The 12,400-nt window shown below is 64.1% G+C and carries 7 protein-coding genes; all 7 read right to left on the reverse strand.

Annotated elements, in window-relative coordinates; all coding sequences use genetic code 11:
* Positions 1 to 22: 22 nt before the first annotated feature.
* The 7 genes from AAC944_RS23350 to proB all read right to left on the reverse strand — a co-directional run bounded on the left by AAC944_RS23350 (position 23) and on the right by proB (position 12,392).
* Entirely contained in the window at positions 23 to 1,048 is a 1,026-nt protein-coding gene (locus tag AAC944_RS23350) for a hypothetical protein (RefSeq protein ID WP_030623081.1), read from the reverse strand.
* On the reverse strand, positions 1,045 to 3,342 hold the full coding sequence (locus AAC944_RS23355) for a hypothetical protein (RefSeq protein ID WP_051872356.1): 2,298 nt from the start codon (positions 3,340 to 3,342) through the stop codon (positions 1,045 to 1,047). Before AAC944_RS23355 ends, AAC944_RS23350 begins: the two co-directional genes overlap by 4 nt.
* Before the next feature lie 6 nt (positions 3,343 to 3,348).
* Positions 3,349 to 3,747, reverse strand: a complete 399-nt coding sequence (locus AAC944_RS23360) for a DUF6507 family protein (protein WP_063760025.1) — start codon at positions 3,745 to 3,747, stop codon at positions 3,349 to 3,351.
* Positions 3,748 to 3,952: 205 nt separating this feature from the next.
* Positions 3,953 to 7,096, reverse strand: coding sequence for a type I restriction endonuclease subunit R (locus AAC944_RS23365; protein WP_030623075.1), 3,144 nt, complete (start codon positions 7,094 to 7,096; stop codon positions 3,953 to 3,955).
* A complete protein-coding gene (locus tag AAC944_RS23370) occupies positions 7,096 to 8,313 on the reverse strand; it encodes a restriction endonuclease subunit S (RefSeq protein WP_107054250.1) in 1,218 nt (405 codons plus the stop codon). The genes AAC944_RS23365 and AAC944_RS23370 overlap by 1 nt, the downstream gene beginning before the upstream one ends.
* On the reverse strand, positions 8,310 to 10,055 hold the full coding sequence (locus AAC944_RS23375) for an N-6 DNA methylase (RefSeq protein WP_030623071.1): 1,746 nt from the start codon (positions 10,053 to 10,055) through the stop codon (positions 8,310 to 8,312). Before AAC944_RS23375 ends, AAC944_RS23370 begins: the two co-directional genes overlap by 4 nt.
* A gap of 1,197 nt (positions 10,056 to 11,252) precedes the next feature.
* Entirely contained in the window at positions 11,253 to 12,392 is a 1,140-nt protein-coding gene (gene proB, locus AAC944_RS23380) for a glutamate 5-kinase (protein ID WP_368396419.1), read from the reverse strand.
* Positions 12,393 to 12,400 lie beyond the last annotated feature (8 nt).

Raw genomic sequence — 12,400 nt, forward strand, 5'->3', positions numbered from 1 at the left:
GTGGAGATGCCGACACCGTCCATCAATACCGGCCTGAGAGCTCCTCCAGCGAGTCCAACGAAGGAGCTTGTGCGGGCGTCTTTTTAAAAATGTCACCTATCTCCGGCCGCGGCGAGAGGTGGGCGAGCCAGTCCAGCGCGGCAAGAGCTGTGAGCCCCCGCGCATGTGCCTCGCGCAGTCGCAGCAGCCACTCACTTCCGGCCTCGAATGCCTCATCACCCGCGGCAGTCCGAGGCTCGTAGCCCGCGGCCTCCTCGCCCACAGACGCCCAGAGATAACCCAGGATCTGGTCCCCACGCTGGACCGTGAAGTACCGCACTGGGTGGTCGGTGGTCTCCGGATACTCGTCTTCAGACGGCGGAATGCTGGAGCGGAGCCTGCGTGAGCGGGCCGGAACTTCGAACGTTCCCCAGGAGTCGACGTAGGCGGGGCCTTCGTCCCTCGCGTCTTCGAACCCCGTCTCAGTTGGCGTCGCGTGCCGATTCGGGTCGCCGGGTGCTGGAGAACTGTCGAGTAGCGCGGAGATGCTTTCGAGAGCAGCGGCGAGCCGCGGTGCATTCTCCGCGTGGACGTCGTCCTGCTCCCGTTCCCGAGTGTCCATCGTCAACCAAACATCTGAATATGTTTCCAGCGTCACTACGAGCAGACTGCTCTTCCAGATGTCGACCTGGACGACAAACAACTTCTCCGCGCGATGCTTGGCTCCTGATTCGAGCCAGTAGCCCGGGCATTGCACTCGAAAGCTGACGAGGGTATCACCCTGGGCTACTGCCTCCGCCTGTGTCACGGACCGAGAGAGGACTGTGTCGGGCTGCGGAATCTTTCCCTCGAAGGCAATGTCCTTCACATCGACGAGGATATCGCGCGCATTAGGCACAGAGCGAACGGAGAAGCTGCCTTTCCCGGCAGGTGCTGCCAGCTCATGCCGAGCCAAGATGTCCCAGATGGCGGCAGCGATCTCCACGGCGCGAGCCGGTCGGCCCTCGTGCGTGTCGCTTGGTGTGAGCTCCCACGTCCAGTCGCCAACAGGGTCCTCTGAGGTAATCACAGCATATCCTTGGGGTCGAGCTTACTGCCAGGCGGGATCACGAGTGTTCCATCTTCCAGGCGTATGGCGAAAGTGATCCCTTCGCCCTTGACTCCCCGCTTGCCTTGATGGATTTCCATGAGGGAATCGTAAAGACCGTTCGTTAGCCAGTCGGCGCGGCTTCCTTTCGCTCCGTCCACGAGGAATACGCGATGATCAGCCTCGGCTTTTGCCAACTGAAGCAGGTACTTTCCCCTCGTGATTTCGCTGACGGGGTCAAGGGGGTCGTTGAGGTGTTTCATCTGGTAGCCGTACACCTCGCCAGTTTCCTCCCTGATTCGAATGTCCAGGTCGGAACCGACTGGGACCTTGTGTTCGAAGTCGATGGTATGGGCCGGCACGCCGCTCCGCACCAAATCTTCCGCGAAGATGATCTGGTCGGCGCCAGGTTGGAACATCGCCTCTTTGCGCGCTCCCAGCGAAGAGACGACCTGACCAAACCCATCACTCTTGCTGAAGTGGCCCGAAGCAATAACCTCGGCGACTCGCTGGCCGTCGGATTCCGATGCGAGCCGTTCAAGCGCTCTTTCGAGGACATCGGGCTTCGGCCGCTGCTTGCCAGGAATCCCCTTGATCGCTGCGTGAAGGCGCTCTTCTGTTTCACTCCCGCGCACCAGGGGCTGACGGTCGCCATCGCTGGATTGGCCGCCGGGAGCAGCCGGCCCGTCCCCGCCGGCCCCGCTGCCATCGCCAGAGCCATGGGGTGTATCTGGACCATCCGCTGCATCGCCACCATGGCCGGCCTCTGCACCACCATGTTCCGTTCCCGAATGGCTGCCGGACTCCGTGCCGTCACCACCGTGTTCAGCAGCAGGTTCACCGGAGTGACCGTGCTGCCCGGTCGCCGAGGCATCGGTGCTGCCGCCACTCCCACCTGGCGCATCGTGACCCGCCCGAGGCGGGTGGGAGTCACCCGAGCCGACCGCGCTCTCCGGCCTCCGGGCGCCGGCACCGACCAGCTCGCGGTCGGGCTGCGGCGAGCTGGCAGCGCGGTCCGCTGCGGACGGCTCATGCCTGACCGGATCGGTGTTGGGTGTGCCATCGGAGTTGATAGGGATGAGGTGGCCATCTCTATCGACCCGGTACCGGTCACTGAGATCGAGGACGCTGTCCGGGAGCTTCGGCGGGGAGAACTTCAGACTGTCGCTGATGTTCGCCATCACTTGAGAGACCTTGGGCAAGTCCCTGAAGGCTTTGGCGGCCTTGAGCCCTCCCGAGATCGGGTCAAGAGCGTCGCCGACCTTCGCCACAGTGCCGGCAGCTTTCGCGAACGTGCCGCCCTTGCCGAGCTTCGACACAGCACCCAGCGGCCCGGCTCCCAGCGTGAGGATATTGAACGACACCGCAGCGTGAGCGCGGGTCGGGTCCTCCTCCCACATGTCATACGCGATGAACTGCTTGCCGAATTCCTTCGCGTACGCCTTGCTGTCCCGCTGCCAGCCGGACAGCTCGTCGCCCTGCCCGATGAGCTCCATCCCGTAGGCGTAACCGCCCACGAACGTGCGCCGCATGCCGTCCCAGGCTTCGTCGCGCGCTTGCTCGCCGTGGTAGCCGAGCAGAGTACCCAGACCGTCGATCCCGCCCCAGATGCTGTCCTTGGCCAGTCCGTCCCACACCCAGCTCTTGGCTCCGTGGCCCCACCAGCCAAGGCTCCAGCGCTCGTAAGTACGCCCTTCCGGGCTCCCCCACGGCAGGTCATCGACATTCTTGAGCGAGTCGGCATCCTGCCCGTACATGCCGGGTTGATGAGTGCCGTCATCCACGACCCACAAGGGACGGCACAGAGCCGGGCTGATGGCGTTGATCTTGTTGGCAGCATTGCGTTCAGCTTCCTGAAAGCCTTCACGCGCCGCCGCTACGCCGTCCATGAGCGCCTGATGTTTGTCGACCTTGTCCTGGTCCTCGGTCCAGTCGTCGTCCCCCTCCACGCTGTCGACGAAGTCGAAGGCGCTCTGCTGCAACTCCTTGAGGCGGTCGGCATGTGGCTTGGCCTCGGTGATGAAAGCATCCAAGGCGTCCGCGAGTGATTCGATGTCGCCGGCGAAGTCGTCGGCCGTGTCCATGACGGGCTGGGTGGACGCGAAGAGCTGCTCGTCTTCCGGCGCAACGTAGTAGGCCGCCATCGCCTGGAAGCGCGAGTGAGCGTCCTGGCCACTGCTACGGATCCCGGCAGCTTTGGTACGCAGGCCGTCCACGGCCTTCGCCAGCTCGACGAAGTCACCGGTGTACTGCGGGATGGCGCTCGGCTTGATCACTTTCCGTCACTCCCCGCCCTTGCCGTCCGCCTTCTCCGATACGGCGGCAAGCTCGGCAGCCGTAGGCACCTTCACCGCTTCCTGCTGCGCGTCGGCGGCCATGGCCAGGTCACCCTTGATGTATTCACCAGTGGCTTCGACCGTGCCGTCCATCGTCTTCTTCAGACGGGCGGCCATGAACTGGATTTTTCCCTCGGTGTCCGAGACGAAGTCCGCTACCGCGACCCCGACCGGTCCCACCGGCGCATCACCGCAGTACTGGCCGCTGATCGTGCCCACCCACATCGCGGCATCATGCACATGATCGCCATAGCCCTTGACGTCCTTGCTCAAGTCGTCGCCGGCAAGACCCACCAACGACAGGACCGACGCCACCCCGCCGGGATCGATATCCCACTTCGTCACTTCGTTTCCCCCAGAAAGCCGCTGATCAGTACCTTACATATCGCCTGCCACCTCGTTCACGGTGCCGTCAGCTAGCACGCGAGACCCACTGGTCACGTCACCCAGCTGCAAGCAGGATCCGTGGCCCTGCTGCCCGAGCCCGGACTCAGTAGGCCGCGGGTGGTCTGCTGGAAGCGGTACATGCGGGACGTGCGTGCTGCCGTATCTAAGACTCCACCTGCTGATCGACCGCTGCTTCGTAGAAGGCATCCGCGAGGGCAACGATGATCGAGTTGATAGCCGGCCCGTCGGTGAAGAAGTAGTCAGCCATCGCGTTGTGGGCGTCCTGGTTGTCTGCGACCGCCTCAGTAACGGCTGCTTGGAAGTCTTGCGACTCCAGAAACTGCTTCTTGGAGTTCACCTTCGTCTGCTTGACCAGGTTCCGATCAGCGAGCAACCGCTGTACGAGCCCCTGCACGAACTCCCGGACCTGGGACTCGGCGAACGATTCGGCGCCGAAGAGATCGTTCATCTTGTCTATGACGACCTGGAGCGCGACGTACTTCGGTTCCTTCTTCTTGCCCGTGCCTGCGGCGCTGATGCCCTTCAGCTGTCCGTCGCCCACGAGCGAGATGTCTACCGGGATCGCCTTGTTGTGCTTGACCCCGACCAGCACCACGTCGGAGAGATCGACATCGGCGGCCCAGGCGGACTCGGCGATGACCTTCTCCAGGAGACGCAGAAAGATCGAGAGCATCTCCATGTAGGGGTCGCCGTAGTCTACGATCTGGGACATGAAGTCATAGAGGCGTACGTAGGTGGAGACGTCCTTGCGGAACAGGTCGAGCGCGTTGAGCGTGACCTTGTCCTCTTCCTCGATCGCCCGCGCGTAGCGACGCCGGAAGTCGTGCTGCGCCGGGCTGATCGCCGCCGAGAGCGCGTTGTTGCCCTTCCGGGTCACCCACAGCTGGGCGACCTTGCGGACGTCGTCCTCGGTGTAAATTCCGGCCTGGGCGAGCTTGGCAGCCAGGTGGATGATGACGTACGGATCGCTCTCGGTCTCCAGGGTCGCGTTCTTGAAGTACGGCTCGAAGGCCGTCTTGATGTCCTCGGGCTTGTTGGCGAAGTCGATGACGAACGTCTTGCGCTTCTGCTCTCCACCAGCGGTGCGGTGGGTGCGATTGAGCCGCGAGAGCGTCTGCACCGCGGTGACCCCCGGCAGCTTCTTGTCGACGTACATCGCCGAGAGCAGGGGCTGGTCGAAGCCGGTTTGGAACTTGTTGGCGACCAGCATGATCTTGTACGTCTCGCCCTTGAACGCGGCCGCCAGGTCAGCCCCGGCGCCGGGATTCATGTTGGCCTCGGTGAACTCGTCATCCTTCGACGGCTGCGGGCCCCAGTCGCTGTGCCAGGTCTCGTCCTCGGCCATCGTCACCCCGGCGGAGAAGGCGACCAAGGTGCGGTAGTTGTATGAGGCATCCTCGTCGCGGCGCCTGGCGATGTAGGCGTCGATGGCCAGCTTGTACTTCACCGCGGACTTGCGCGAGTCGGTCACCACCATCGCCTTCGCCTTGCCTTCGAGGAGGTGGGCGACGTTGGCGTGGAAGTGCTCGACGATGATCTGCACCTTCTGACTGATGTTCGTCGGGTGGAGCTGCACCCACCGCATCAGCCCCTTGCGCGCGGTGGCTTCCTCGACCTCTCCTCCGTCACCGCTCTCGGCCTTGCCGGCGATCTTCAGCGCGGTGTCGTAGGACTGGTAGCCCTTGAGCACATCGAGGATGTAGCCCTCCTCGATCGCCTGCTTCATCGAGTACAGGTGGAACTCGTGTGGCTTTCCGTCGGCGCCCTTGCGGCCGAACAGTTCGAGAGTCTTATTCTTCGGCGTCGCAGTGAAGGCGAAGAAGGAAATGTTCTCCGACTCGGCCCGCTCGGTCATCTCCGAGGCCAGCACCGACTCCACATCGACCTCGCCACCCTCCTCGACCTCCTTGATCTCCTCGGCCGTCAGCACTTGCTTCAGCTTTGAGGAGATCTGTCCCGATTGGGAGGAGTGCGCCTCATCGGCGATGACGGCGAACCGTTTTCCCTTCAGGCTGGCGTCGGTCCGGATTTCGTTCAGCGCATGCGGGAAGGTCTGCACCGTCACCGCGATGATGAGCTCACCGTTCTTCAGCGCCTGCGCCAACAGCCCCGACTTCGACTTCGCGCCGGCCTTGCGGACGTCCTCGGGGCTGATAGTTGCGACGATCTTTCCGGTGCCGTCGATTTGCCGGATCGCATCCTGCAGCTGGGAGTCGAGCACGGTGCGGTCCACGACCACGATGACCGAGTCGAACACCTTCTGATCATCGACATGCAGCCGCGCCAGCCTGTGGGCCGTCCAGGCGATGGTGTTCGTCTTGCCCGACCCGGCCGAGTGCTGAATCAGGTACCGGTTCCCGACACCCTCCTTCTTTACCGCCTCGACGATTTTCGTGACGGCCTCCCACTGGTGGAACCGTGGGAAGAGCATGCTCGTGCGCCGCACCGACGTGCCGGTGGTGACGTCCCACTCCTCCTTGGTCTGCACGATCATCAGCCGCCCGATGATGTTCAGCCAGGCGTGTTTCTCCCAGACGCGTTCCCACAGGTATGCCGTCGACGAGCGTCCGTCCGCTCCGGGCGGATTGCCAGCGCCGCTATCGAAGCCCATGTTGAACGGCAAGAAGTGGGTCTTCTCCCCCTCCAGCCTCGTGGTCATCGCCGCCAGGTCGTTCGAGACCGCAAAGTGCACCAGTGCCCGATGACCGAACGACAGCAACGGTTCCGGCCGCCCGTTCGTCAACGGATTGCGATCCTGCTTGTATTGGTTGATCGCCTCATCCAGGGACTGGGTGAAGTCAGTCTTCAGCTCGACTGTGGCCACCGGAATCCCATTGACGAAGAACACCAGATCGATATTGCGCTGATCGGCGGTCGAGAAGTGAACCTGCCGCACCACCCGCAGCCGCATCGCCTCGTAATGCGCCGTCGTGGTCTCGTTGAGTGACGTCTCCGGACGGAACTGTGCCATCTTCAATCGACCACCGCCGATGTACTGCACCCCGTTACGCAGGATGTTCAGCGTCCCGCCGCCATGTTCCAGGGGCCGGTCGAGCGCCGCGGTCAGCACGTCGAGGAACTTCGCCCGCGACCCCGCCGCTTTTAATGCCTTCTCGTACGCCGGTTTCTGCGTCTCCTTCAGCCACTCGAAAAGGTCATCTGGGAACAGTGCCCGCTCCCGGTCGTACTCGCCGCCGTCACGGTCATTCTTCGAGTACAGCCAGTCGTGGTCCCGCAGGTACTCGCAGATCTCCGTCTCGAATACCACCTCGTTGTGGTCGGTCATCACGCCACCTCACGTACGTCGATCTGCCCGGTCACCGCCGCTGTGATCAGCGCCGACCGCCGCTCGCGAGCAAGCTCGATGAACCGCTCAGTCTCTGCACTAAGCGTATCGATCTTCGTAATCTGCTCATTCAGATGCGCCGCCACCGATCGCTGAACCTCGAGCGGAGGAAGCCAGATGGGAGTATTCCGTAGAACGGATACCCGGATGTTCCCAGCCGCAGCACCGCTCATGGAGAGACGGAAATGGTCCTGGACTGACGTGGAGTAGAGCTGCCAAAGCAGAAACTCACCGACACACGAGCTCGCGTCTACACGGAGAAGCACCATCCTCTGCCCGAGACAGATGGCGTCGGATGGGACCATCGACGCCTCGCCTGCGGACCCACCTTCTCTCGCGAATATGATGTCGCCCAGCGCCGGAGATCCATTGGCGTTCCGTTCGCGCCAGGTCGCTTCGCTCACTCGCAACCCATGCCCGGGCCGGTACCTGCCACTTCGGACGGAAGCCGTGCGCACTGCTTCGAACGGACCATCGTCGTCAACGGCAGGAGTGCTGTGAGGACAGTCGACAACGTCAAGGCACGCACGGACAACACGACTGTTCGCCCCAGCCTCCGTGAACGCCAGATCGATCACAGCCTGTCGTCGTTCGCCGAGCATCTCGATTAGCCGCTGCTGTTCCTCGATGAGCGTGTCGATGCGGGCCGTCTCACGGTCGAGGTAGTCGGCGATGGCGCGCTGCGTCGCCATTGAAGGGAGCGGGATCTTGTACGTGAGAGCGAACGTGTCAGGGACGCGGCGGAGCCCACCGGACCCCGTCATGCTGGCTTCTCCGCCTGATAGAAAAGCTTCCGATTGCAGATGCCAGCCAAGGTACGCCTTGTCGAGCATGGCCCCCGGACGCAAGACGGTCACTTCGGTCGTCGCAAATGCATGTCCGTCCGGAAGGTCGACGGCCACAAGGCCTTTGCCGTTCTCGAAACAGGGGGTGACCTTCGCATAGGCGACATCGCCATCGGCGATATAGGAGTAGCCCCGCTGGAGCTCATCGGACGACCGGCGCCGACTTGTATCTGCTGGGCCAAACTCGGAGATGGATTCCATCGGCAGATAAACCGATGTTTCCTTCTGGATGCCGCTCGGGCGTGGGTTGAGTTTGGCGAGATAGCGAAGCGGCACTGCCGGTGCATTCAGTATTTCGTCGCGGACGCTCATGCCTCCACCTCTCGCAGGAGCTCAAGGATCCTGGTGACCTGCTTCTCCAGGTCGGTGTCGATCTCGGCGAGCGGACGGGGGGGAACGTACTTGTAGAAGTGGCGGGTGAAGGGGATCTCGTAGCCGGTCTTGGTCTTGGACCAGTCGATCCAGGCGTCAGGAATGTGCGGCTTCACTTCCGTGTCGAAGTATGTCTGAATGACTTCACGCTTCCCTGCCGCGCCGGCGGTCGAGCCGCCGTAGGTGAAGGGCACGTTTTCGGTGTCACGCTTTTTCGAGTTGGGCTTCGGGTTGCCCTTGCGGTCGACGACAGGCTTCCCGTCCTCATCGATCAGGGGACGCTCGACGGTGATGGTCCAGTAGCCGAACTCATCGTTTCGCAGCACCTTGGAGAGGTCGGGATCAGCGTCTTCGTAATCGGCGTACAACTGCACGACCTTGGCCCGGTCATCGTCGCTGATCTCGCGGTTCTTCGAGCCGAGGTTCTTGCGCATCTTGGTCCAGAACGGGGTGCCGTCGATGAGTTGGACCTTGCCCTGACGGTCGGGGTGCTTGGTGTTGTCGAGAATCCAGATGTACGTGGCGATGCCGGTGTTGAAGAACATGTTGGTCGGCAGGGCGACGATCGCCTCGACGAGGTCGTTCTCCAGCAGCCACCTGCGGATGTTGGAGGGACCGGATTCGGCGGCACCGCTGAAGAGCGGCGAGCCGTTCATGACGATGCCGACGCGGCCACCGCCGTCCTCGGGTGCGCGCATCTTGTGGGCCAGGTGGAGCAGGAAGAGCATCTGGCCGTCCGAGGTCGCGGGGAGTCCCGGCGAGAAGCGGCCGTAGGGGCCGGCGGAATTGCGCTCCTCCTTGACTGCCTTGGCGTACTGCTTCCAGTCCACCCCGTAGGGCGGGTTGGACATGCAATAGTCGAACTGGCGGCCCTTGAAGGCGTCGTCGGTGAGCGTGTTGCCGAAGGCGATGTTGGTCGTGTCGTGGCCCTTGGCGAGCAGGTCGGACTTGCAGATGGCGTACGACTGCGGGTTGTACTCCTGGCCGTACAGGCTCAGCTTCGCCTCGGAGTTGTGGGCGAGTAGGTGCTCCTCTGCCAGGGAGAGCATGCCGCCGGTGCCGGCGGTGGGGTCGTACAGCGACCGGATGATGCCACCCTCGGAGAGGTCGACGTCCTTCTCCGCGAAGAGCAGGTCGACCAGCAGCCGGATTGCATCGCGCGGCGTGTAGTGGTCTCCGGAGGTCTCGTTCGCGGCCTCGTTGAACTTGCGGATGATGTACTCGAACGCATCTCCCATGTCTGCGTTGGACACCACGTCGGGGTGCAGGTCGACGGCGCCGAAGGACTTGACGATCTCGCGCAGGAGCCCGGCCTTCTCCAGGGCCAGAATTTCCTTTTTGAAGTCGAAGTACTCGAACACGTCCACGTCGGCGGAGAAACGGTCGATGTAGTCAGCGAGGTTGTCCGCCAGCCCGTCCGCATCGGCCAGCAGGTTCGCGAACTCGTAGTTGGAGGTGTTGTAGAACGTCCGCCCCGTGGCCTTCTTGACCTCGACTTTGAGCCGGTTGGGGTTCTCGTACCTCGCAGCCAGCTCCCGTACCGCCGCGCGGTCCGGCTCGAGTACGCAGTCGAGCCGCCTCAGGATCGTGAACGGGAGGATCACTGTCCCGTACTGGTTGGGGCGATAGGGTCCCCGAAGCTGGTCAGCGATTGACCAGATGAAGCTACCGAGCGTGCTCACAAAGGTTCCTCACGAGAATCATTTAGCAGTGACGATCACTTTGCCAGAGGCACCAGCCAGCATCGCATGGTTCAGCATGGGGCCCTGTCCAAGGGCTAAAGCGTCGACCTGCACCACCGTCCTCCCTCCGGATCTCTGCAGACCTGCAGATCAGAAGGTCTGACATCCACAGCTGACGTCAACGACGCAGGACGGCCCTGTCAAGCTTCTCCACGCCCGCATGCTGGCGGAACTCCTGAGGACCTCGACGCCATCGAAGTCTCTGCAATCGGCCCGAACGCTCCCCGCGTTCGTCCTCGTCGTCCGTGTCCGCTCCCCCGAAGGCAGAGGCGAGACAGAACTCGTACGATGCATTCGACGGCAAGCTCGATGAGATGCTGGCCAATCCGGACGCGCCGCGGTTGGCCTTGAGTGGCGAGTGAACATCACTGTCCACTGTCAAAGCTCGTGAACGTTCAGCACCCCGTGACCGCTGTTTGCTGCCCAGAATCATGGACTCACGCTGTTGCTGGAGGTAGACGAAGTCACCCAGCCGCCAGCCACAGGGTTCTACCCGTCCATGTCAAGGACACGCTCGGGCAGGCGGGGGTGGAAACGTGGCCACTCCGCTTGTGGGCGCTTGGCCGGGCCAGCACGACGGTCACCATGTACCGATGGTCGCCGCGCGGACCCTGAAGAGCCGTGGCCTCATCAGCATGCCGAGGCATGGTGGGAGACAGCAGGCGGAGATCACTGAAAACGGCCGTTTCTACCTGGAGCATGGCCATCACCCGGACCGCCCTGGGCGGGTTCCGCGAACGCGGTGGACGGCGGCGGTGCCCGAGCCCAAGCCCGAGGTTGCCCGTCCTCCTCGTCAGCGAGCGGCGCTCCCACAAGAAGAGGAAGTCGGCATCAACGCGTGCCGTGAGGCAGTACGATCCCGAGGGATTCAGCGCGCCATGGATGCCCGCGTGCGGCAGCCTCGCCCAGTCCGCAGACGGTCCGCGGGACCCCCGTAAACGCCAGCCGACGACCAACGCAGCCAATCGGCGAAGCCCCAGGTCAGGCCCTTAAGAGGAGTCCCGCCGCAGGTCGAGATCGGCCGCCCCACGTTCCGCTTCAACGTCTGATCGCGTCCACGGTGGCGGCCCGTGTCGTGGGCACGCCGCCGTGCCCCGCCGTGCCCCGCCGTGCCCCGCCGTGTTCCGCCGTGCCCCGCTAGTCGGGTGTGGCGAGGACGGCCAGGGCGTCGCGGTGTATGAGTTCGCGTCTGTAGGCCGGGCCGTGTTCTTGGGCGAGTTCGTGGGTGGAGCGGCCGATGAGGTGGGGGATCACCTCGGCGTCGAAGTTCACCAGGCCGCGGGCGACGGCACGGTCCTGCGTGTTGCGCAGTTCGACCGGATCGCCTGCGCTGAACTCGCCCTCGACCGCGGTGATCCCGGCGGGCAGCAGTGAGGTTCGCCGCTCCACCACGGCGCGTACCGCTCCGTCGTCCAGCGTGAGTGCCCCTTGTGGGGACGAGGCGTGCTGCAGCCACAGCAGGCGGCCGGCCGAGCGGCGTCCGGTGGGGTGGAAAAGGGTGCCGGTGCTCCGCCCGGCCAGAGCGTCGGCGGCGTGCACCGCGGAGGTGAGCACCACGGGGATCCCGGCCGCGGCGGCGGTCCGGGCGGCCTGGACTTTGGTGACCATGCCACCGGTGCCGACCCCGGCCTTGCCCGCGCCGCCTGTCCGGACGTGCGCGAGGTCGGCAGGGCTGCGCACCTCTTCGATGCGGGAGGCGCCGGGCGTGCCCGGGTCGTCGTCGTAGAGGCCGTCCACGTCCGAGAGCAGCACCAGCAGGTCGGCGAGGACGAGATGGGCGACCAGGGCGGCCAGCCGGTCGTTGTCGCCGAAGCGGATCTCGTCCGTGGCCACCGTGTCGTTCTCGTTCACCACCGGCAGCGCGCCCATGGCGAGCAGCTGGTCCAGCGTGCGCGACGCGTTGCGGTGGTGGCCACGGCGCGTCAGGTCGTCACCGGTCAGCAGCACCTGGCCGACTCGTACGCCGTAGCGCGCGAAGGAGGCGGTGTAACGGGCCACCAGCAGTCCCTGCCCGACACTGGCCGCCGCCTGCTGCCGGGCCAGATCTCCGGGACGGCGCCGCAGCCCCAGCGGCGCCAGCCCCGCGGCGATCGCGCCGGAGGAGACCAGCACGATCTCCTTCTCCCCGCCGCCGCGCGCCTTCGCCAGGGCGTCCACGAGCGCGTCCACCCGGTCAGCGTCCAGCACCCCTGGTGCCGTGGTCAGCGATGACGAACCGACCTTGACGACGATGCGGCGAGCCGCGGATATGTCCTGTACGAGCCCGGTGGCCGGCATGTGCACCT

It is taken from the genome of Streptomyces sclerotialus, assembly GCF_040907265.1.
Taxonomy (GTDB): Bacteria; Actinomycetota; Actinomycetes; order Streptomycetales; family Streptomycetaceae; genus Streptomyces; species Streptomyces sclerotialus.

Excerpts from the sequence above, each read along its gene's own strand:
- AAC944_RS23365 (WP_030623075.1), bottom strand. The coding sequence starts at position 7,096 with ATGACCGACCACAACGAGGTGGTATTCGAGACGGAGATCTGCGAGTAC.
- AAC944_RS23370 (WP_107054250.1), bottom strand. The coding sequence starts at position 8,313 with ATGAGCGTCCGCGACGAAATACTGAATGCACCGGCAGTGCCGCTTCGC.
- proB (WP_368396419.1), bottom strand. The coding sequence starts at position 12,392 with ATGCCGGCCACCGGGCTCGTACAGGACATATCCGCGGCTCGCCGCATC.